General features: G+C 73.5%; 17 protein-coding genes. 11 read left to right on the forward strand and 6 right to left on the reverse strand.

All coding sequences use genetic code 11. The features are described 5' to 3' along the window. Positions 1–33 precede the first annotated feature (33 nt). The 3 genes from ACFWRT_RS09820 to ACFWRT_RS09830 all read left to right on the forward strand — a co-directional run bounded on the left by ACFWRT_RS09820 (position 34) and on the right by ACFWRT_RS09830 (position 2,442). Positions 34–588, forward strand: coding sequence for an SRPBCC family protein (locus ACFWRT_RS09820; protein WP_380951496.1), 555 nt, complete (start codon positions 34–36; stop codon positions 586–588). Next, positions 585–1,466, forward strand: a complete 882-nt coding sequence (locus tag ACFWRT_RS09825) for an alpha/beta fold hydrolase (protein WP_380951495.1) — start codon at positions 585–587, stop codon at positions 1,464–1,466. Before ACFWRT_RS09820 ends, ACFWRT_RS09825 begins: the two co-directional genes overlap by 4 nt. Before the next feature lie 208 nt (positions 1,467–1,674). Then, positions 1,675–2,442 (forward strand): 4'-phosphopantetheinyl transferase family protein, encoded by a 768-nt coding sequence (locus ACFWRT_RS09830; protein ID WP_380951494.1) that lies wholly within the window; start codon positions 1,675–1,677, stop codon positions 2,440–2,442. Here the strand turns inward: ACFWRT_RS09830 and ACFWRT_RS09835 are convergent. The 5 genes from ACFWRT_RS09835 to ACFWRT_RS09855 all read right to left on the reverse strand — a co-directional run bounded on the left by ACFWRT_RS09835 (position 2,432) and on the right by ACFWRT_RS09855 (position 6,444). Then, on the reverse strand, positions 2,432–3,424 hold the full coding sequence (locus tag ACFWRT_RS09835; RefSeq protein WP_380951493.1) for an AraC family transcriptional regulator: 993 nt from the start codon (positions 3,422–3,424) through the stop codon (positions 2,432–2,434). The two genes, ACFWRT_RS09830 and ACFWRT_RS09835, sit on opposite strands and share 11 nt — an antisense overlap. Positions 3,425–3,608: 184 nt before the next feature. Beyond that, entirely contained in the window at positions 3,609–4,121 is a 513-nt protein-coding gene (locus tag ACFWRT_RS09840) for an anthrone oxygenase family protein (RefSeq protein ID WP_380951492.1), read from the reverse strand. Positions 4,122–4,248: 127 nt separating this feature from the next. Then, positions 4,249–4,884: a hemerythrin domain-containing protein gene (locus ACFWRT_RS09845; RefSeq protein ID WP_380951491.1), complete on the reverse strand. Its 636-nt coding sequence runs from the start codon at positions 4,882–4,884 to the stop codon at positions 4,249–4,251. A 140-nt stretch (positions 4,885–5,024) separates the two neighbouring features. Further along, positions 5,025–5,852 (reverse strand): NAD(P)H-binding protein, encoded by an 828-nt coding sequence (locus ACFWRT_RS09850; protein ID WP_380951490.1) that lies wholly within the window; start codon positions 5,850–5,852, stop codon positions 5,025–5,027. A gap of 127 nt (positions 5,853–5,979) precedes the next feature. Continuing rightward, a complete protein-coding gene (locus tag ACFWRT_RS09855; protein ID WP_380951489.1) occupies positions 5,980–6,444 on the reverse strand; it encodes an anthrone oxygenase family protein in 465 nt (154 codons plus the stop codon). Positions 6,445–6,863: 419 nt separating this feature from the next. On the opposite strand from ACFWRT_RS09855, the gene ACFWRT_RS09860 reads away from it, so the two are divergent. The 8 genes from ACFWRT_RS09860 (at position 6,864) to ACFWRT_RS09895 (ending at position 19,856) form a co-directional block, all read left to right on the forward strand. Further along, positions 6,864–8,333, forward strand: a complete 1,470-nt coding sequence (locus ACFWRT_RS09860; protein ID WP_380951488.1) for an aldehyde dehydrogenase family protein — start codon at positions 6,864–6,866, stop codon at positions 8,331–8,333. Beyond that, a complete protein-coding gene (locus ACFWRT_RS09865) occupies positions 8,330–9,910 on the forward strand; it encodes an APC family permease (protein ID WP_380951487.1) in 1,581 nt (526 codons plus the stop codon). Before ACFWRT_RS09860 ends, ACFWRT_RS09865 begins: the two co-directional genes overlap by 4 nt. Before the next feature lie 15 nt (positions 9,911–9,925). Further along, entirely contained in the window at positions 9,926–11,518 is a 1,593-nt protein-coding gene (locus ACFWRT_RS09870; protein WP_380951486.1) for a GMC family oxidoreductase, read from the forward strand. 56 nt (positions 11,519–11,574) lie between these two features. After that, positions 11,575–12,204, forward strand: coding sequence for an alpha-ketoglutarate-dependent dioxygenase AlkB (locus ACFWRT_RS09875; RefSeq protein WP_380951485.1), 630 nt, complete (start codon positions 11,575–11,577; stop codon positions 12,202–12,204). Positions 12,205–12,344: 140 nt separating this feature from the next. Further along, positions 12,345–14,867 carry an ATP-binding SpoIIE family protein phosphatase gene (locus ACFWRT_RS09880; protein ID WP_380951484.1) on the forward strand — a complete coding sequence of 841 codons (2,523 nt, stop codon included), beginning with the start codon at positions 12,345–12,347 and terminating at the stop codon, positions 14,865–14,867. A 133-nt stretch (positions 14,868–15,000) separates the two neighbouring features. After that, positions 15,001–15,537 (forward strand): hypothetical protein, encoded by a 537-nt coding sequence (locus ACFWRT_RS09885; protein ID WP_380951483.1) that lies wholly within the window; start codon positions 15,001–15,003, stop codon positions 15,535–15,537. Between the two features lie 112 nt (positions 15,538–15,649). Beyond that, the gene (locus ACFWRT_RS09890; protein ID WP_380951482.1) at positions 15,650–17,926 is read left to right on the forward strand and encodes a hypothetical protein; all 2,277 of its coding nucleotides are present in this window, start codon (positions 15,650–15,652) and stop codon (positions 17,924–17,926) included. A 376-nt stretch (positions 17,927–18,302) separates the two neighbouring features. Then, entirely contained in the window at positions 18,303–19,856 is a 1,554-nt protein-coding gene (locus ACFWRT_RS09895) for a sugar transferase (protein WP_380951481.1), read from the forward strand. A 71-nt stretch (positions 19,857–19,927) separates the two neighbouring features. Here ACFWRT_RS09895 and ACFWRT_RS09900 read toward each other — a convergent pair whose 3' ends face one another. Continuing rightward, entirely contained in the window at positions 19,928–20,911 is a 984-nt protein-coding gene (locus tag ACFWRT_RS09900) for a GDP-L-fucose synthase family protein (protein WP_380951479.1), read from the reverse strand. Positions 20,912–20,982: the final 71 nt, after the last annotated feature.

Consider the following 20,982-nt stretch of genomic DNA (forward strand, 5'->3'; position numbering starts at 1 on the left):
CCCCTTCCCGTTCATCCGCAGGAGGAGAAGCAGTTGAAGAAGTACGAGCTCGTCGACGAGGCATTGCTCGCCACCGGTCCGGACGCGGTCTGGGAGGCCCTGCTGGGCGAACTCGCGGGCCAGGCGCGGTGGTGGGTGCCGGACAACACCTTCGAGCCGGTGGCCGGCGCCCCGGACCGGGTCGGCGCGCTGACCCGGGTCACCGTCCACACCAAGGGCGTCGACAGGGGCGGCAAGAAGCTGCGGTTCACCGCGCGCACCACCGCCGTACAGCGGGCGGAACGGCTGGCGCTGGAGTACGTGGAGGGGGCGTTCCGCGGAACCGCGGAGTTCACGCTCACCCCGCTGGAGGGTGGCGGCACCCGGCTCGCGATGTCCTTCCGGGCCGTGCCGCAGGGCCAACTCGCCTTTCTGGCACGCCTGGTGGACGTCGGGGCGATGCACACCCGGGCCACCCGGGCGGCGTTCGGCAGGCTCGACCGGCTGCTGACCGCCACCGCTCCGGCCGCGCCTGCCGCGCCTGCCGCGTCCACGGCCCCCGCCGCTCCGGCCGCGCCCGCCGCTCCGGCCGCCGGGGGTTCGCGGTGACCGCGCCCGCCGCCGGGGAGGTCCTCCTCACCACCAAAGACGGCGGGCGGATCGCGGTCTCCGCGCTGCGCCCGCTGGAACACGGCGGCGGGGAGCTGCCCGTGGTCGTGCTGGCGCACGGCTGGGGCGGGAGCCGCCGGGTCTGGAGCCCGGTGACCGACCGGCTGCTGCGCGGCGGCTTCCCGGTGATCGCCTACGATCTGCGCGGCCACGGCGCCTCGACCGTGGGCTCCTTGGGAGTGAGCGCCGAGGCGATGACCGCCGACCTGGCGGCGGTCGTCGAGTACGCCGGCGGCGCGTCGATCGTCGTCGGCCACTCCGGGGGCGGGTTCGCGGCGCTCTCGCTGGCGGCCGCGTCCGGGCCGGGCGGCGGACCGGTGGGCCTGGTGCTGGCCGGCTCGGCCGCATACGACCAGGACACGCCGGAGAAGGAAGCCCGGATGATGGAGGCGCCGCTGTTCTCGTGGGCGCTGCGGCGGCCCGCGCTCGGGCGGCTGCTGCTCGGTCAGATGACGGGTACGGCGCTGGATCCGCGGCTCCGCGAGGTCAACCGCCAGGTGTTCGCGGGGACCTCGCCGGCGGTGCGGGCCGCCTGCTTCCGGTCCTCCCGGGGCATGGACCTGCGGGCGGCACTGGCCTCCGTCCGGGTGCCTGCCGCCGTCCTGGCCGGGGAGAAGGACAAGGTCATCCGGCCGGAGCTGGGCAGGGAGCTGGCCGCCGCGCTGCCGGACGCCGTGTTCACGCCGGTGCCCGGCGCCGGACACGTCCTGCCGCTGGAGAGCCCGGACGCGGTGGTCTCGGCGGTCCTCCGGGTGTACGGGGAGAGCGCCGGGCAGCCCCGGGGCGAGGGGACAGTGAAGCGGGCGGGCTCCCGGTGACGGGTGCCCCGCAGCGCCCGGTGCCCCGGGGCCGGGCCCGCAGGCGCGCGCCTGGCAGGCCCCCTTCCGGACCCGGCCCCGGGGTGCTCCGGGTGGGCATGCCCGGCAGGCGGCTCGCCGGGCACGCCCTCGGAACGCCGCAGGCGGGCACGCCCGGTCCGCGCCGCCCGGCACACGCCCTCGGGGTGCTCCGAGCGGGCGGCGCGCCGTGATCGGGCGCGTCCTCCCGGAAGGGGTCGCGCGGGCGGAGGCGTTCGACGACGCGCTGCCCCGCCTGCCCGACCCCCGGGAGCTCGCGCTGCTGCGTGGGCGGCCCGAGGCGACCGTGCGGCGGTTCGCCGCCGCACGAGCCTGTGCCCACCGGTGCCTGGGTCAACTCTCGGTGACGCCGGGTCCGTTGCTCCGTACCCCGGACGGCGGCCCGGCGTGGCCGTCCGGCGTCGTCGGGAGCATCACGCACTGCGCCGGGTACCGGGGTGCGGTGGCCGCGCGCGCGGACGTGTGGGCGGCGCTCGGCGTGGACGCCGAGCCGGCCCTGCCGCTGCCGCCGGGGGTGCTGGGCCTCGTGGCGACGGAACCGGAGCGGCGGATGGTGGCCGAGCTGTCCCGAGGGGTTCCCGAAGTCCCCTGGGACAGGCTGCTGTTCAGCGCGAAGGAATCGGTCTACAAGGCCTGGCACCCGGCCACGGGCCGCTGGATCGGGACCCGCGCCGTCGAGGTGGCGTTCACCGCCGACGGCCTGCTCACGGCCTCGGTGCGTCCTGAGCGCACCCAGCCGCCCCCGGCGGTCCGGCGGCCCGCCGCGACCGCGCCCGGCAGCGGCCTGCCGCGACCGGTGCGTGGCGCGTACCCCTACACGGGCCGCTGGCACGTCGGGGGCGGACTGCTGCTCACGGCCGTGGCCGTGCCCGGCACCGGGAGCGGCGCACGGGCACGGGACGCTCCGTCGCGGCCGACGGCGCGACTCAGCGCCTGAGCATCACGGTCCGGCCGTCGGAACCGGTGGCCGGGACCCCCTCCGAGCGTTTCCCCCGGCGGTACTCCTGAGGGCTGACGCCACGTTCGCGTTTGAACGCGGCACTCAGCGCGAACGGCCCCGAGTAGCCGACCTGTTCGGCGATCTTGGCGACCGACAGATCGGGGTCGCGCAGCAGGTCGGAGGCGAGGGTGAGCCGCCATCCGGTCAGGTAGGACATCGGCGGCTCGCCGACCAGCTCGGTGAAGTGGCGCGCCAGCTTCGCCCGGGAGACCTCCACGGCGAAGGCGAGCGAGGCGACCGTCCAGGGCTCGCCCGGCCGGTCGTGGAGCAGCATCAGCGCCCGGCCGACGACGGGGTCGCTCTGGGCCCGGAACCAGAGCGGCGCACCGGTGCCGGGCTCGACCAGCCAGGAGCGCAGCACATTGATCAGCAGCAGGTCGAGCAGCCGGTCCAGGACCACCTCCTGGCCGACGTCCTCCTGGTCCATCTCGGCGGCCAGCATGCCGATCAGCGGCGTCCGGGCGGCCGAGGCGGGCTGCACCAGCAGGGCGGGCAGACTGGCGAGCAGCCGGCGGCCGACCTCGTTGGGCGCCTGGTAGGTGCCGCTCAGCATCACCGTGGAGCCGGAGCGGTGGGGCTCGCCCCAGGTGCGGACGCCCAGCGACATCGTCTCCGTGACGTCCTCGCCGTCGGCGGTGCTGCACCGCTGTTCGGCGGCGACCGTGACGCCGGGCGGGGTGGCCGGGTCGTCGACGAGGGTGTACGGCTCGGGGCCGCGCAGGACCGCGACGTCCCCGGCGGCCAGCTTGACCGGCTCCCCGCCCTCGCGGAGCACCCACGCCGACCCGTGCAGCAGGGTGACCAGCGACAGCGGGGCGCGGTCCTCGATGCGCAGGCCCCACGGGGGGTTGAACACGGATTTCAGCAGAAAGGCCCCCCGTGCCTTGGGACTTCCCAGCAGGCCGCTGAACGCATCCACCACAGTCACCTCATACCGTTTCGCCATCGTGGCCCCGCGAGCCGGCACAGCTCCGGCCGCCGCCCTCGTACGGATCGCCGGCCCCCGCGCGGACCGGTCCCGGGAGCCCGGTCACGCTCCCGGGTCGTCCTGCCAACGGCCCGGACCCGGCGGCGGTTCCCGACGCTCCGCACGACACTTCCCGTCACCGGGCCCGGGCAACCGTCCGCCGCCGGGCCGCGTCCCCGAGCAGCGCGAGGGCTCCCAGGCAGGCGGCCGTGCGGACGGCGTTGGCCGTGCGCCAGGGCCGCTCGTAGGCGGTCCTGGCGGCGGTGGCCGCGGCCGATGTGGCCACGGGAGCGTTACGGAGGCGACGGTTCAGCGGCAGGCTGGCGCCGAGGGTCACCGCGATGCTGAGGCCGTAGAGCACCGCGGCGGCCCGGGCGCGCCGGGCGGCTTCGCCCCGCTCGGTGCGGCGGAGCCGACGGGCCGCGACCCCGGTGGCCACGAACACCCCGAGGAAGAGAGCCCCGAAGGAGGCGCTGTCGTCGAGGGCGTCGTTGGCCCGGCGCATCGTGCTGACGAACCGCTCGTCCTCGCGGCGTGCCAGCGCGGGCATCACACCGACGTCGAAGGCGAGGTACAGCCCGGCCATCAGACCGGTGCCGACGGTGGCCGCGAGGAGCGCGGGGTCGGGTCGGGGGGAGGTGGGGCTCATGGTGTCTCTCCGGTCGGTCGGGTCGGTCGGGTCGGTCGGTGGATCGGGCCGCCGGCTCCGGGCGGCCGCAGGTCCGGGCGGCAGCAGGTCCGGGCGGCAGCAGGTCCGGGCGGCCGCGGGTCCGGGGTCAGGTGGGTTCCAGCAGCCCGGTGACGGAGCGGCGGTAGGACTTCAGGAGCAGCGTGCGGCCGATCAGCCGCACCGGTCCCGGCATCACTCCGTCCGGGTCGGGGAGTCCGTCCAGCAGCCAGGGCGGCAGGATCCGCTTGACGGCGAAGGGCGCCGCTGCCAGGACCCGGCGTTCCAGGGCGGCGAAGACGTCGGGCGGCACCCGGGCGAAGACCGGGAAGGTCAGCTCCTCCTCCTCGTGCAGATGCTGGTGGAGGACGGAGTCGAACATCCCGGCGGGTCCGGCGAGCGCTTCGGCCCGGCCCGTTTCGAGCGCCCGGGTCACCCGGAGCATCGAGTCGTCCAGGGCCACGTGGTCCTGGACCATGCGGTGGGATCCGGCGGCTATCTGGGGCGCGTGCTCGATCAGCCCCGGCCAGAGGATCTCGTCCTCGGTGCGGTGGTGCCAGTCGACGATGGCCCGGAACTGCCGCCACCACTGCGCGACCGCGGGCAGGCCGGCCGATGTCAGCAGCGGTGCCGCGGCTACCAGGCGGCGGGAGTCGCGTCGCAGCGCGAGATGCGTCTGAGCGAATCCGCGGAGGTGGCGGGGCAACGCGTCCACCCCTCTGCCCTCCCACGCCGGCCCGTCCATCGCGTCCCTCTTTTCTCCGGGCGTTCCGGCGCTGTGCTGCCGGACCCCCGACTCGTCGGTATGTGGCGACACCCGGTCGGCAGGGTGGTCCGGGGACCGGCATTCCCGGTCCGCGGACCACCCTGCTCGGACAGGGGCGGTCAGGCGTTCCAGGCGCCGCCCGCCGCGGCCTCCTTGGCGTAGTCCGCGAAGTCCTTGGGCTCCCGCCCGAGCGCTTCGCGGACGCCGTGCACGATGCTGGCGTTGCGGCCGTCGACGATCAGGGTGAAGAGGTCGGCGAACTCCTCCGGCTCGCCCAACTGCCGCAGCGCCGAACGGTAGTCGTCGATGCCGACCGGGATGTAGGTGATGGTCCGGCCGGTGGCGGCGGACAGCTCGCGGGCCACGTCGTGGAAGCTCAGCAGCCGCGGTCCGGACAGTTCGTACGTCCTGCCGATGTGGCGGTCGTCGGTGAGCGCTGCGACCGCGACGTCGGCGATGTCGTCGGCGTCCACGAAGGGCTCGACGGCGTCACCGGTCGGCAGCGCCAGCTCGCCGGAGAGGACCGGGTCGAGGAAGAAGCTCTCGCTGAAGTTCTGGTTGAACCAGTTGCAGCGGACGACGGTCCAGTCGCAGCCGGACGCCTTGAGCGCGTCCTCGCTCGCGACCGCCCCTTCCTCACCCCGGCCGGAGAGCAGGACGAGGCGCTTGACGCCCCGCTCCACCGCGACGGCGGCGAACCGTCCGACGGCCTCCTTGGCGCCGGGGAACGCCAGGTCCGGGTAGTAGGTGACGTAGGCCGCGGAGACTCCGTCGAGAGCGGCCTCCCACGTGTTCTCGTCCTCCCAGACGAAGGGGGTCTCGCCGGAGCGCGAGCCGACGCGGGCGGGGCGGCCCAGGGTCTCCAGTCGTTCCACGACGCGCCGCCCGGTCTTGCCGGTGCCGCCGATGACGAGGATGGGCGCTGTGTTCTGTCCGTGAGTGCTCATGACTTCATTAAAGTCTCCGGAACTCAGACGGTGAATAGCTCATAGACTCAGTTTCATTCGCCATCGTCTCATTCTCCCGAAGCTTCACGTAGGTACGCGGTCGCCTCGGCGCCACATCGGCAGCCGCTCAACCGGTGACGGCCACCGCCACCAGGACGAAGGCGGCGAGGGCGAACAGGGTGCGCAGGGCGTGCAGGGCGTTCCAGCGGCCCTCGAACGCCGCACGGGCGCTCCGTTCGTCGCCCCGTCCCTTCGACGACTCCAGCGCGTTGTTCAGCGGGACGTTGCCGCCCGAGGTGATCAGATGGCCCACCAGCGCGCAGAGCGCCGCGGCGCCCACCAGGGTCGTGTCGCCACCGGCCCGGCCGTCCGGCGCGACGAAGAACGAGACCGCGGGGAACGCGAGCGATCCGAGGAAGAGGAACAGGAAGAGCGGACCGGGCACCTTCCGGTTCACCGTCCGCATGACGGAGGTGAACGACGCGTCGTCCACCTCTTTGAGAGCGGGCATGACACCCGACAGGAAAGAGAGCATGTACCCGGCGTACAGACCGGTACAGGCGAGGGCGAGGATCTCCAGAGCTTCCGGCATGGCGATCATCATCGCCGCCCGGGGCGCCCCTTCGCAGGCCATCTTTGAGACGAGCCGGGGGCACGCGGCCAATTCTCGGCCTCCGGCGACCCGCCGGTGGTGCATCCGCTCGGTGCCTGCCCTCGCCGACGGGGACGGCGGACCGGCGCACCCCGGCGGGCCCGGGCACCCCTTCGGCGTAACGCCACCGGCGCGGAGCGCGCACCGGGGCCACGTCCGCGCTGCGGGTCCGTCCGACCCGCCTTACTGTCGGTCCTGGAGCAGCCACGGACGGCTCCCGGGGCCCACCGGCACCACCGGCTCCCGGGGCCCACCGGCACCACCGGATGCCCGAGACCGCCACGACGAGGCCGCCGGGCCCACCGAAGCCCGGCGGCCGGCGCCAGACCCCCGCACAGGAACCCGTACAGGAGGAGCCCATGCCGGAGCTGTTCATCGGGGGCCGGTGGACCGCCGCCGCCGACGGGGGCACGCGCGAGATCCGCTGCCCGGCCGACGGCACCCTGGTCGCCACCGTCGACGAGGGCGGTCGCAAGGACGCCGAGGCCGCCGTCGCCGCCGCCCGGGCCGCCTTCGACGACGGGCCCTGGCCCGGTACGCCGGCGGCCGAGCGCGGGCGGCTGCTGCTGCGGGTGGCGGAGCTGCTGGAGCGGGACAAGGACGTCTTCGCGCGGGCCGAGTCGCTGGACACCGGCAAGCGGCTGGTCGAGAGCACGTACGACATGGCCGACATCGCGAACTGCTTCCGGTACTTCGGCAACCTCGTCGCCGCCGGGTCCACCGACCGGGTCGTCGACACCGGGCTCGCCGATGTGGACAGCCGGATCACGCACGAGCCCGTCGGGGTCTGCGCGCTCATCACCCCGTGGAACTATCCGCTGCTCCAGACCGCGTGGAAGGTCGCCCCGGCGCTCGCGGCGGGCAACACCTTCGTACTGAAACCCAGTGAGCTGACCCCGCACACCGCCGTCCTGCTCATGGGGCTGCTCGTCGAGGCCGAACTGCCGGAGGGGGTCGCCAACCTGGTGCTCGGGGCGGGCGCGGCCGTGGGCGCGCCGCTCACCGAGGACCCGCGGGTGGACATGGTGTCGTTCACCGGCGGTCTCGCCACCGGGCGGGCCATCATGGCGGCGGCCGCGCCCACCGTGAAGAAGGTCGCCCTGGAGCTGGGCGGCAAGAACCCGAACATCGTCTTCGCCGACGCCGACTTCGAGACCGCCGTCGACTACGGGCTGATGGCGGTCTTCCTCCACTCCGGCCAGGTCTGCTCGGCCGGGGCGCGGCTCCTCGTCCAGGACGAGCTGCACGACCGGTTCGTGGACGAGCTGGTGGCGCGGGCCCGCCGGATCAGACTCGGCGGCCCCTTCGACGAGGAGGCCCGGAGCGGCCCGCTGATCTCCGCCGCCCACCGCGACAAGGTCGAGGCGTACGTGGCCGAGGGCATCGCGGAGGGCGCCGTACTGCGCTGCGGGGGTGTGCGGCCCGACGATCCGGCGCTGGCGGACGGCTTCTACTACCCGCCGACCGTGCTGGACGCGTGCACGTCCTCCATGTCGGTGGTGCGGGACGAGTCGTTCGGGCCGGTGCTCACGGTGGAGCGGTTCCGGGACGAGGACGAGGCCGTACGGCTCGCCAACGGCACCGTGTACGGGCTGGCGGGCGCGGTCTGGACCCAGGATGCGGGGCGCGCCCACCGGGTGGCCTCGCGGTTGCGGGCGGGCACCGTGTGGATCAACGACTTCCACCCCTACGTACCGCAGGCGGAGTGGGGCGGTATGAAGCAGTCCGGCTTCGGCCGTGAGCTGGGACCGGCGGGGCTCGCGGAGTACCAGGAGGCCAAGCACATCTGGCGCAATGTCGCCGCGACCCCGCAGCGGTGGTTCGAATGAGCCGGGCCAGGGGATCCGAGGACCGGGTGGCGGACAGCGGCCACGACGACGCCGCGCTGGGTGAGCTGGGCTACAGACCCGAACTCAAGCGCACCCTCGGCAACTTCCACACCTTCGCCGCCGGGATCAGCTACATCTCGATCCTCACCGGCACCTTCCAGCTCTTCTACTTCGGCGTCAGCTTCGGCGGTCCGGCCTACTGGTGGTCCTGGCCGATGGTCTTCTGCGGGCAGTTGATGGTGGCCCTGTGCTTCTGCGAGCTGGCGGCCCGCTACCCGGTGGCCGGTTCGGTCTACAACTGGGCCAAGAAGATGGGCGGCCCGCATGTGGGGTGGCTCGGCGGCTGGATGATGATGACGGCCACCATGGTCACGCTCTCGGCGGTGGCGCTGGCGTACCAGATCACGCTGCCGCAGATCGACGGCTGGTTCCAGTTCGTGGGTGACGGCAGCGGAAAGAACGACCAGGCGGCCAACGCCGTGCTGCTCGGCTCCGTGCTGATCCTGTTCTCCACGCTGGTCAACGCGTTCGGCGTCAAGCTGATGGCCCGGATCAACTCCGCGGGCGTCTTCATCGAACTGGTCGCCGCCGTCGCCCTGATCATCTTCCTGGCCGCCCACATCACCCGGGGCCCCAGCACCGCGCTGACGGAGACGTACGGCCTCGGAAGCGGCCAGTCGCTGGGCTACTTCGGGGCGTTCCTCACCGCGTCGCTGGCCTCCGCCTACGTGATGTACGGCTTCGACACCGCGTCCTCGCTCGGCGAGGAGTCGCACAACCCGGGCCGCAACGCGCCCCGCGCCATCCTGCGGGCGCTCATCGCCTCGTTCCTGATCGGCGCGTTCATCCTGCTCTTCGCACTGCTCTCGGTGCCGGACCTGAAGGCCGAGGAGCTGTCCACCGGCGGACTTCAGTACGTGGTGCTGGCGACGCTCGGCGACACGATCGGGGAGATCTTCCTCTGGGCGGTGGTCGTCGCGATCACGGTCTGCGTGCTGGCCGTGCAGGCCGCCGGGATCCGGCTGATGTTCGCCATGGCCAGGGACAACAACCTGCCCGCCGGGTCGGTGCTCGCCCGGGTCAGCCCCCGGTTCAAGACGCCCGTGGTGCCCGCCGTGCTGATCGGCGTGGTGGGCGTCGTCATCCTGGTGGTCAACATCAACCAGCCGCAGATCTTCTCGGTGATCACCAGCATCGCGATCATCATGATCTACGTGGCCTATCTGCTGGTCACCGTGCCCATGCTGCTGCGCCGGCTGCGCGGCACGTGGGAGCCGCGTGAGGGCGCCTTCTCGCTGGGCCGTCTCGGGCTGCCGGTCAACATCCTCGCCGTGCTCTGGGGCACCGCGATGTCCCTCAACCTGGCCTGGCCGCGTGCCGAGGTCTACAACGCGACGGGCCCGCAGCACTGGTACCTGCGGTGGGGCGCCTTCCTCTTCATCGGCGTCGTCGCGCTGGGCGGCTTCGCCTACTACTGGTTCGTCCAGCGGCACCGTACGGGCGTGCTCGCCGAGCACCGCTCCGAGGGCGCGGAGCCCGCCGACCCCACCGCTCCCCCGCCCCCGCCGGCCGCCTGAATCCTGGAGATCCCGATGCCCGAAGAGAGCACTGCGCCCACGTACGACTACGTCGTGGTCGGCGGCGGTACGGCCGGTGCCGTCGTCGCCGCCCGGCTCACCGAGGACCCGGACGTCACCGTCTGCGTCCTGGAGGCCGGCCCCTCGGACGTCGGCGACGACAGCATCCTGCGGCTGGACCGGTGGATGGAGCTGCTGGAGTCCGGCTACGACTGGGACTATCCGGTGGAGCCGCAGGAGTACGGCAACAGCTTCATGCGGCACGCCCGCGCCAAGGTGCTCGGCGGCTGCTCCTCGCACAACTCGTGCATCGCCTTCTGGGCCCCGGCCGAGGACCTCGACGAGTGGGGCGCGCTGGGCTGCACCGGGTGGAGCGCGGCGGACTGCTTCCCGCTCTACCAGCGGCTGGAGACGAACGACGCGCCCGGCGACCACCACGGCCGGTCCGGCCCGGTCACCCTCCGGACGGTCCCGGCCGACGACCCGTGCGGTACGGCGCTGCTGGCGGCGTGCGCGGAGGCCGGGATCCCCACCACCCCGTTCAACACGGGCACCACCGTCGTCCGGGGCGCGCACTGGTTCCAGATCAACGCCCGCGAGGACGGGACCCGCTCCTCGGCCTCGGTCTCGTACCTCCATCCCGTCCTCGGGAAGCGGCCCAACCTGGAGCTGCGGACCGGGCTCCAGGCGAAGCGGCTGCTGTTCGACGGCGAGAACGGCGCGAACGGCAAGCGGTGCACCGGAGTGGAGTACCTGGAGCCCGACACCGTCCACAGCGGCCGGGTGCACGCCCGGCGCGAAGTGATCGTCGCCTGCGGGGCGATCGACTCACCCAAGCTGCTGATGCTCTCCGGCATCGGCCCGGCCGGCCATCTGCGGGAGACCGGGATCGAGGTCCGGGTGGACTCCCCCGGCGTCGGCTCGCACCTCCAGGACCATCCGGAGGGCGTGATCATGTGGGAGGCGAAGCAGCCCATGGTCACCGCCTCCACCCAGTGGTGGGAGATCGGCATCTTCGCCGACACGGAACCGGGCCTGGACCGGCCGGACCTGATGTTCCACTACGGCTCGGTGCCGTTCGACCTGAACACCTACCGGCGCGGCTACCCGACCTCGGAGAACGCGTTCTGCCTCACCCCGAACGTCACCCGGGCCCGCTCCCGGGGCACGGTCCGCCTCCGCACCCGGGACTTCCGGGACAAGCCCCGGGTCGATCCGCGCTACTTCACCGACGAGCACGACGTACGGGTGATGACGTACGGGCTCCGCCTCGCCCGGGAGATCGTGGCGAAGCCGCCGATGGCCGCCTGGGCGGGCACCGAGCTGGCCCCGGGACCGGGCGCGACCACGGACGAGGAGCTGTTCGCCTACATCCGCGAGACGCACAACACCGTCTACCACCCGGCGGGGACGGTGCGGATGGGCCCGGCCGGCGACCCGGACTCCCCGCTCGACCCGCAGTTGCGGGTCAAGGGGGTCACCGGGCTGCGGGTGGCCGACGCGTCGGTGATGCCGGTGCTCACCACGGCCAATCCGTGCATCACGACCATGATGATCGGCGAGAAGTGCGCCGATCTGATCAGGGAGCACCTCATCGAGGAGAGCTGAGCCGCTCCCGTCGAACGTCATTCGCACACTCGTACGAATAACGTTAGGCTCGTCCCATGTCCGTACACCTCCAGACCTCGCTCTTCGACCAGGGGGACGAGGTCGCCGTCCGCCCCCTGGCCGGGGTGCGCCGTGAGCATCTCGGCCACGGCGCCTGGATCGACGTCCTGCCGCAGTGGCTCCAGGGGGCCGACGCCCTGTTCGAGACGCTGGCACGCGACGTGGCCTGGCGTGCGGAGCAGCGGGTCATGTACGAGCGGGTGGTGGCGGTCCCGCGCCTGCTGGCCTTCTTCGGCGGCGGCGATCCCCTGCCGCACCCCGCGCTGGACGCGGCCCGTACGGCGCTGGGCGCGCACTACGCGGCCGAGCTCGGCGAGCCGTTCACCACGGCGGGGCTCTGCTACTACCGGGATGGCCGGGACGGGGTCGCCTGGCACGGTGACACGATCGGCCGAGGCTCCACCGAGGACACCATGGTGGCGATCCTCTCCGTGGGAGCCCCCCGGCACCTGGCGCTGCGGCCCCGCCGCCCGGGCCCCGTCCCCGTACGCCGGTCGCTCGGGCACGGCGACCTGATCGTCATGGGCGGCAGTTGCCAGCGCACCTGGGAGCACGCGATCCCCAAGACGGCCCGTGCGGCGGGGCCGCGGATCAGCGTCCAGTTCCGGCCCGACGGGGTGCGCTGACCTCACCTCCGACCTCACCGCCGGCCGCCCCGGCGGGTGCCGGATCGCGCCCCGATCGGCCGTGGCGCGGGCGTACCGCAGTTGTGCCCGCCGTGGCCAGGGCGGATTCTGAAGACCATGGACCAGGCCGGTGTGGCGCGGTGAGCGCGTCCGGAGCGGCGGATGCCGCCGACGACTTCCGTGGCCCCCTGGACATCGCCAGGGCGGCCACGGTGGTTCTGGACGGCCGGGACACGGTCGTCGGCTGGAGTCCCGCCGCCACCGAGCTGCTGGGCTTCGGCGCCCACGAGGCCGTCGGACGGCCCCTGAGCGCGTTCCTGTCGCCGCTGCCGGCCGAGGGGCCCCTCCCGGCCGCCTCGGACCGCCCCGGCCCCGGGTCCAGGCCCGACCCGCCGTCCGGCGCCAACGAGATCCGGCTCGCGCGTCACCGGGAGGGTCATGAGCTGCTGGTGGCGACGACGGTGTGCCCGCTCGCGGGCGGCGCGGGCGGGGCGGACGGGCCCGGCGCCGGCTCCCCGGGCCGGGTGCTGGTCGCGGCCGAGCTCGGGGCGCTGCGGCAGTGGGAGTCCCGGCTCGCCCTGCTCCAGGGGCTCGCCACCCAGTCGCCCGTCGGCCTCGCGATCTACGACACCGGTCTCCGGCTGACCTGGAGCAACACCGCCTACGAGCGGGAGATCGGCAAGCCGCTCGCCGAGTACCGGGGCATGCGGGCCGACGAGCTGTACTCCGGGGGCACCTTCGTCACCCCCGGGTACCCGAAGACGCTCGACGCCGTGATGCACCACGTGATCGAGACCGGCGAACCCGTCATGGACCTGCACTTCCAGGGGATTCCGCCGAGCGACCCCGGTACGGAGCACCTGTGGTCCTGCTCCTACTACCGGCTGCAGGACGCGAACGGGCACGTGTTCGGGGTCTGCGAGGACGCCTTCGACATCTCCGACCGCCAGCGCGCCCAGCAGCGCCTGGCCCTGCTGGTGGAGGTCGGCCGCCGGATCGGCACGGTCCTGGACGTGGTCACCACCGCCGAGGAGATCGCCGAGGTGACCGTGCCGGAGTTCGCCGCCGCCGTACGGGTCGACATCGCGCGGGTGACGGTGCTGAGCGGGGAGCTCCCGGCGACCGGGAGTTCGGCGGCCATGGACCTGCTGCGGGTCGGTGAGCACTCCGTGGACCCGGCGGCGGCGGACGCGGCGGAGCCGCTGTATCCGGGGGCGCCGGGGAGCCGGGCCGACCGCTATCCCCCGGTCACCTATCCGCCGGGCTCGCCGCAGGACCGCTCCCTGGCCTCCGGCGGTCTGGTGCTCCACGACAACGTCCTGGTCGTGCCGTTGCGCGTCGGCGGCAGCGTGCTGGGGCTCGTCACCTTCGTACGGAGTCCGCGCCCCGAGGTGTCGGAGCGGCCGCTCGCCCGCGGTCCCGCCAACACCTTCGACAACGGTGAGGTCGCCCTGGCGGACGAGCTGGCCGCCCGGGCGGCAGTCTGTATCGACAACGCCCGCCGCTTCACCCGTGAGCGCTCCGCCTCCCTCGCCCTCCAGCGCCAGTTGCTGCCCCACCACGTGCCGCCGCAGTCCGCGGTCGAGATCGCCTACCGCTATCTGCCGTCGGACGATGTGACGGGGGTCGGCGGCGACTGGTTCGACGTGATCCCGCTCTCCGGGACCCGGGTCGGCCTGGTGGTCGGGGACGTGGTCGGCCACGGCCTCCAGGCGGCCGCCACCATGGGCCGGCTCCGCACGAGCGTGCGCGCCTTCGCCCAGCTCGACATGGCCCCGGACGAGCTGCTGACCCGGCTGGACGACCTGGTGGGGCAGCCGCTGGACGAGCGGCCGGGCGCGCGGGACGGCGCGGCCTTCGACGCGTACGACGAACTGACGACGGGGGCGACCTGTCTGTACGCGGTGTACGACCCGGTCTCGCGGCGCTGCGTCATGGCGCGCGCCGGACATCTGCCGCCGGCGGTCGTGCACCCCGACGGGCGGGTCACGTTCCCTGACCTGCCGGCCGGGCCGCCGCTGGGGCTGGGGGGCCTGCCCTTCGAGTCCATGGAGATCGAGCTGCCGGTGGGGAGCCTGCTGGCGCTGTTCACGGACGGTCTGGTGGAGGCCCGCGACCACGACATCGACCAGGGGCTGGACGCGCTGGGCCGGGTGCTCGGGGGCCTGTCCGCCTCGCTGGAGGAGCTGTGCGACCGGGCCGTCTCCGAGCTGGTGCCGGACGCCACGACCGCCGACGACACCGCCCTCCTGCTGGCCAGGACGCGGCAGTTGGACGAGGGACGGGTCGCGGAGTGGGAGCTGCCGGCGGAGGCGGTGGCGGTGGGGCGGGCGCGCGAACTGGCCACCCGCCAACTGGACGCCTGGGGGCTGGCGGAGCTGTCCTTCGCCACCGAACTGGTCGTCAGCGAGCTGGTCACCAACGCGGTCCGGTACGGGGGCGGGCCGCTGCGGCTGCGCCTCATCCGGGACCGGACCCTGCTCTGCGAGGTCGCGGACACCGGCCACACCTCGCCGCATCTGCGCCACAGCGCGGAGGACGACGAGGGCGGGCGCGGGCTGTTCATCGTCGCCCAGCTCGTCCAGCGGTGGGGGACGCGCTACACCCCGGGCGGGAAGACCATCTGGACGGAACAGGCCTTTCCGCCGGTCGAGTTCGGCTGAATCCGATCGCTTCGACCGGTCCTCCTGAGCCACTTTGTTGACAACCTCAACATCTTTGGACTTAGGTGTGCCTTACCTAAGTCGACTGGGTGTCCGTGGTTCTGGTTCCGATGCCGAGAAAGGTGCTCATTCGATGAGTGCTGTTCCCTCCACCCGTACCGTCGCCCGCACGGGCCTCGCCCTCTTCTCCGCCGCCGCCCTGGCGCTCTCCCTCGCCTCCCCCGCCGCCGCGGCGACCGGGACCCGCACGATCACCGACGGCGGCACCACCTACAACCTGTCGCTGACCGCCCCGAACACGGCGACCGCCACCGGGCAGAACATCACGGTCTCCGGCAGCGGCTACAACCCCGGCCAGGGCGTCTACGTCAGCCTCTGCGTGGTGAACGGGGCACAGGGCGCCAACAAGCCCTCCCCGTGTCTCGGCGGCCAGGACGAGTCCGGCACGACCGGAGCGTCCCACTGGGTGTCCAGCCTCGGCGGCGGCCTTCCCAACACCTCGCCGTTCGGCGCCGGTGGCACCTTCAGCGTGCGGATACACGTCAAGGCCGACCTCGGCGGCGGCAACATCTGCGGCGACACCGTCGAGTGCGCCATCGTGACCCGCGCCGACCACACCGACACCAACGACCGCAAGTACGACGTCCACACGCCGATCGACTTCGTGTAGGACCCCGGTCCGTGCGGGACACCCCTCCCGCAGGACAGCACCACCCAGCCATCGGCCCGGCCCCGGCGTTCCTCGCCGGGGCCGGGTTCCCCGCGTCGTGACGAGGAATGACATGACACCCACCCCGGGCACCCCGCCGACCGGCCCCGGCAGACCCCGCAGACCCGGCCCGCGCCGCCTCTCCGCGGCCGCCGTCGCCGCCCTGCTCCTCGCCGCGGTCCCGGCGGGCGCGGCGACGGGCGCCGACGCCGCCACCCCGAAGAGCGCCACCGGCCCCGAGGGCCAGAAGCTCACCGTCTCCGCCACCACCGGGCTCGACCCGGCGGGCGAGAAGATCCGGGTCACCGGCGAGGGGTACGGGCAGAAGGGCGGCATCTACGTCGCGCTCTGCAAGGACAACGGGGCGAACCGGGTCCCCTCCCCCTGCCTCGGCGGCGCCGACATGAGCGGCGGTTCGAAGACCTCGCAGTGGATCGTGCCTCCGGGCGATCCGTACGAGGGTGAGCTCGCCCTGCCCTTCGGCGCCGGCGGCACCTTCGACGTGGAGATCGAGATCCGGTCCAAGGGCGACGGCCTGGACTGCGCCGACGTGCCGTGCTCCGTCGTCACCCGGGCCGACCACCGGTCGAGCGGCGACCGTACGCAGGACGTGCGCATACCCGTGACCTTCGCGGGCCAGGGACCCGGCGAACCGGGCGGCGAGGGTGTCGACGTACCCGCCGGGACCGTCTCCTACAAGCCCGTCGCCGACTTCACCTCGGCGGGCAAGCCGCTGGACCTGCTGCTGCACCCCGACTCGAAGAAGCTGTACGTCGGCGCGGACAACCTCCCCGACACGGCCGACGCCGACGAGCGCGGCCTGTACGTGCTGAACCCGGAGGACGGCAAGGCCGAGAGCTGGATCAGCCAGGCCCCCGGGCCGACCGGTGAGCCGCGCGCCTCGACGGCGGCACGGATCTCCGGCCCGCTGCCGGGCGACGGCGTGGTCTACAACTATCCGCTGCGGGGCGTCGGGAGCGCCAAGACGGGCGACAAGGCCGCCTCCGGCGTCTGGCTGGCCGGGTCGACGGTCACGGACATCGCGCCCGGTACGGCGGCGGGCACGGTGCTGGTCGCCCAGGGGGCGAAGCTCTCCGAGATCGTGACGGCGACCGGGACGGCCACCCGGAGCGTCACGGTGCCGGGCGGCAGCCGGTTCGCCGCCGACCACGCCCGGGGCGCGGTCTGGTTCAGCGATGTCGCGGCCGGGAAGCTGCACCGGGTCGATCTCGTCTCCTTCACGGTGTCGGACACCTTCGACCTGCCGGCCGCCGACGGCCTGGCCGGGTTCATCCAGGCCGATCCGGCGAGCGGTGCCGTGTGGGTGGGCGTCAACCGGTCCGTGCTGGTCTTCGACGCCGCCGGCAAGCTGGTGAAGACGCTCATCGGCAAGGACCTGGCCCGGGACGCCGCCTTCGACGCGGAGAGCGGCCGCGCCTTCGTCGTCCGGCAGGACGGCGGGGACCTCTCCGACCCGGCCAACGACAACAACGGCACGCTCACCGTCTACGACAGCGCGAAGTTCACCCCGGCGGCGAAGGACCTCTCGCTGCCCGGCAACCAGTCGCAGCTCGGCGCCGCCTCGCTCGCCGTCGTGCCCGGCGGGGCCACGGTCTTCGTGACCAGCCCCGCCGAGGGGAAGATCACCCGGCTCACCCGGCAGGTCTCGCCCCTGGTCACCCAGGCGCCCGCCGACCGCTCGGTGAAGGCCGGGGAGGAGGTGGCCCTCACCGCACGCGCGGAGGGCACCCCGGAGCCCTCGGTCCGCTGGCAGGTCAGCACCGACGGCTCGCAGACCTGGCGGGAGGTGGAGGGGGCCACCGAGCCCGTGCTGACGTTCACCGCGAAGAGCACCCAGGACGGCTACCGCTACCGCGCCGAGTTCCGCAACGACGTCGGCACCACGCGGACCGCGCCCGTCACGCTGACGGTCACCGAGGCGACCGGAGGCGGGGAGAACGGCGGCCAGAACGGCGGAGCCGTGGGCGGCGACAGCGGCGGTGACAGCAGTGGCGGCTCCGGTGACGCGTCAAGTGGTGCCAGCGGAACGGGCGGTGACGCTGCGACAGGTGGTTCCTCCGACGGCGGTAGCGGCGACGGCGGGTCCACCGCCGGCACCTCCGGCGGCACGTCCGGCTCCTCCGGTTCCGCCGGCTCATCGGCGGGCGGCGCAGGTTCGACGGTCGGCGGTGGCGTCGGGGGCTCTTCCGGTACGGAGACGACGTCCGGCGGCAGCCTCGCGGCGACCGGGCTCACTGTGATCTCGGTAACTCTCCTTGCGGCGGCGCTCCTTGGCGGCGGGCTGCTGCTCCACCGCCAGGCGAGGAGGCGCACGACCTCGCTCACCTGACCCCGTGGGCGCCCCCTTCCACCCCGGGTGGGCCGCCCACGGACCACGCACCCCCTGGCAGCGCAGGTCGCCGCCAGGGGGTGCGTACGTTCACTCCGGCGTGCGCCGGAGTGAACACCTCCGCGCAGGACCACCGTCGGCCCCGCCCCACAAGCGCTTGCCGACCTGTTGAGCCGTCAACTACCGCCCCCTGCTGGCGAGATCGGCGAGATACGCCGGATCGCGGGGCTCTGGACCGAGCCGCCTGAACTTCACGAGAACTCCAGCGAAATGGCACGTGTGTGGATATCGTGCACCGAGCGAGGGCGCATCCGTCAGTCCATGGGATCGGCGGATGCGTCGCGTTTGTGGGGGTGCGACTGTGACTGGGGGGTTCATGGGGCATGTCGAAATACCGGAAACTGACATATCCGGGCCGGTGGGGCTCCGGGGCGCGCCGCGTCCCCGCACCGCCGCCTCCCGGAATCGTACGGCGGCCCTGGAACAGCTGTGGAGGGCCCCGACAGCACCGCGCGATCCGGCCGAGCGGACTCCGGCCCGCCGGAAGCCGGTGCACCGCGCGTCGGTCGGTGCGCTGACCGACCTGCTGGCCCTGACCGGGCCGGCCTGGCTGCTGCTGCACCTGGGCGAGCAGCCCCGCCCGTGGCTGGCCGCCACGGTCGCCGGAGTGCTCTGGACCGGTTTACGCGGTGCGCGCGGGCGGTACGCCGACCCGGTGCGGGCCGAGCCGGGCGGCGCGTCCGGAGCCCTCGGGGACTGGCTGGTGCTGCTCGGGGTGCTGGCCGTCCTGCACGCGGCGGCGGGCGGCTCCGTGGACCCGGCGACGGCCGTCGTGGCCGTGGCGCCGGGGCTGCTGGTCGCCGCCGCCGTGGAGGGGCTGCGGCACTGGCCGCGGACCGGGCGGCGGGGACAACGGGCGGTGCGCCGGGTGCTGTTGGTGGGTGAGGCGGCGGGCCTGGAGCGCGCGGCCGAGCTGCTGGGCTCCCGTACGGACCACGCCTATCGGCTGGTGGCCGCGATCCCGGTGGGGCCCGGCCTGCCCGGGTTCGAGAACATGCAGGTGCCGGGGCGGCTCGCCTCGTCCCCGGCGGACGACGACGTGACGACGGTGCTCGGCGGGGCCTACGCCCACGACGCGGACCTGGTGCTGGTGGCTCCCGGGCCCGAGCTGACCGGGGACCGGCTGCGGCGGCTCGGCTGGGGGCTGCACGACGCGGGCGTCGCCCTGTGCGTGGTCTCCGAGCTCTCCGGCATCGCGGCCGCCCGGGTCCGCCCGGTGACGGCGGCGGGGCTCACCCTGCTGCACATCGCGCCGCCGCTGCGCGGGGGCCCGCAGGGGGTCCTCAAGGCCGCGCTGGACCGCGGCGGTGCCCTGTTCGGCCTGCTGGTGCTCGCCCCGCTGCTGCTCGCGGTGGCGCTGTGCGTGCGGCTCTCCTCGCGCGGTCCGGTCTTCCACCGGCAGGTCCGCCAGGGCCAGCACAACCGGCCCTTCACCATGTGGAAGTTCCGCACGATGGTGGCGGACGCGGAGGCGCGCAAGGCGCAGCTCACCGAGGCCAACGAGGTCGACGGGCCGCTCTTCAAGATGCGGCAGGACCCCCGGGTGACCTCCGTGGGGCGGACGCTGCGCCGGACGTCGATCGACGAACTCCCGCAGCTGTTCAATGTGCTGCTGGGTCAGATGTCCCTGGTGGGGCCCCGGCCCCCGCTGCCCGAGGAGGCGTCACGGTACGACGAGCGGGAGGGCCGCAGGCTGGCCGTGAAGCCGGGGCTGACCGGGCTGTGGCAGGTCAGCGGGCGCTCGGACCTGTCCTGGCAGGAGACCGTCTCGCTGGACCTCTGGTACGTCGACAACTGGTCGGTGGCCACGGACATGGGGCTCCTCGCCCGTACGGTGCGCGCCGTCGCCGACGGCCGCGGGGCCTACTGAGAACGGCGGGCGCGTCGATGCGAGGAACCCCGGTGCGCCACTGCGCTTCCGAAGCACGCAGTGGCGAACGGTCATGCGGTGGGGGCCAGTTGGCCGAGCCACCAGGCGTAGGTGCGGGCGATGCCGTCACGGAGCGGGATCTGCGGCGTGAAGCCGAGGGAGGTCAGGCGGGAGACGTCGAGGAGCTTGCGGGGGGTCCCGTCGGGCTTCGAGGTGTCCCAGCCGATCTTGCCCTGATAGCCCGTCACCTCGGCGATTGTCACGGCGAGTTCACGGATGGTGAGGTCCTCGCCGCAGCCGATGTTGACCGGCGCGTCACCGTCGTACGCCTCCAGCAGGCGCACGCAGGCGGCGGCCAGGTCGTCGACGTGGAGGAACTCGCGGCGCGGCGAGCCGGAGCCCCACAGGGTGACCTCCGGCGCCCCGTCGCGCTGCGCCTCGTGGAAGCGGCGGATCAGCGCGGGCAGGACGTGCGAGGTCTCCAGGTCGAAGTTGTCACCGGGCCCGTAGAGATTGGTGGGCATGGCGCTGATGTAGGAGGCGCCGTACTGCCGGCGGTAGGACTGGGTCTGGACGATGCCGGCGATCTTGGCCAGCGCGTACGCCTCGTTGGTGGGCTCCAGCTCCCCGGTGAGCAGCGACTCCTCGCGGATCGGCTGGGGCGCGAGCCGGGGGTAGATGCACGACGAGCCGAGGAAGAGCAGCCGCTCGGTCCCCGCCGCGTGCGCCCCGGCGATCACGCTGAGCTGGATGCGGAGGTTGTCCTCCAGGAACTGCACCGGGTAGCTGCTGTTGGCCATGATCCCGCCCACCTTGGCGGCGGCCAGCACCACGGCGTCCGGGCGGATGTCCCGCAGATACGTCTCGGTCCGCGCGGCGTCGCGCAGGTCGAGGAGGTCACGGCCGCGGGTGAGGACCTCGTGGCCGTCGTCGGCGAGGCGGCGGGCCACCGCCGAGCCGACGAGCCCGCGGTGCCCCGCGACGAATATGCGGGAGCCCGGGCGCAGTAGGGGACGGGCGGATTCCTGAGGTGGGACGGGGAGTTCGGTCGTCATGGCTCGGATTGTGCCAGCAGTAAGGGACTGCGGTGATGTTTTGCCGCAGAACGCTCCAATTCCGATATGTC

Source organism: Streptomyces cyaneofuscatus (assembly GCF_042718795.1).
Lineage (GTDB): Bacteria > Actinomycetota > Actinomycetes > Streptomycetales > Streptomycetaceae > Streptomyces > Streptomyces cyaneofuscatus_A.

Bases quoted from the DNA above. Each gene is read 5' to 3' on its own strand.
- ACFWRT_RS09840 (WP_380951492.1), bottom strand. From the start codon at position 4,121: ATGAGCCCCACCTCCCCCCGACCCGACCCCGCGCTCCTCGCGGCCACC.
- ACFWRT_RS09855 (WP_380951489.1), bottom strand. From the start codon at position 6,444: ATGCCGGAAGCTCTGGAGATCCTCGCCCTCGCCTGTACCGGTCTGTAC.
- ACFWRT_RS09850 (WP_380951490.1), bottom strand. From the start codon at position 5,852: ATGAGCACTCACGGACAGAACACAGCGCCCATCCTCGTCATCGGCGGC.
- ACFWRT_RS09870 (WP_380951486.1), top strand. From the start codon at position 9,926: ATGCCCGAAGAGAGCACTGCGCCCACGTACGACTACGTCGTGGTCGGC.
- ACFWRT_RS09900 (WP_380951479.1), bottom strand. From the start codon at position 20,911: ATGACGACCGAACTCCCCGTCCCACCTCAGGAATCCGCCCGTCCCCTA.
- ACFWRT_RS09875 (WP_380951485.1), top strand. From the start codon at position 11,575: ATGTCCGTACACCTCCAGACCTCGCTCTTCGACCAGGGGGACGAGGTC.
- ACFWRT_RS09865 (WP_380951487.1), top strand. From the start codon at position 8,330: ATGAGCCGGGCCAGGGGATCCGAGGACCGGGTGGCGGACAGCGGCCAC.
- ACFWRT_RS09885 (WP_380951483.1), top strand. From the start codon at position 15,001: ATGAGTGCTGTTCCCTCCACCCGTACCGTCGCCCGCACGGGCCTCGCC.
- ACFWRT_RS09845 (WP_380951491.1), bottom strand. From the start codon at position 4,884: ATGGACGGGCCGGCGTGGGAGGGCAGAGGGGTGGACGCGTTGCCCCGC.
- ACFWRT_RS09895 (WP_380951481.1), top strand. From the start codon at position 18,303: ATGGGGCATGTCGAAATACCGGAAACTGACATATCCGGGCCGGTGGGG.
- ACFWRT_RS09890 (WP_380951482.1), top strand. From the start codon at position 15,650: ATGACACCCACCCCGGGCACCCCGCCGACCGGCCCCGGCAGACCCCGC.
- ACFWRT_RS09860 (WP_380951488.1), top strand. From the start codon at position 6,864: ATGCCGGAGCTGTTCATCGGGGGCCGGTGGACCGCCGCCGCCGACGGG.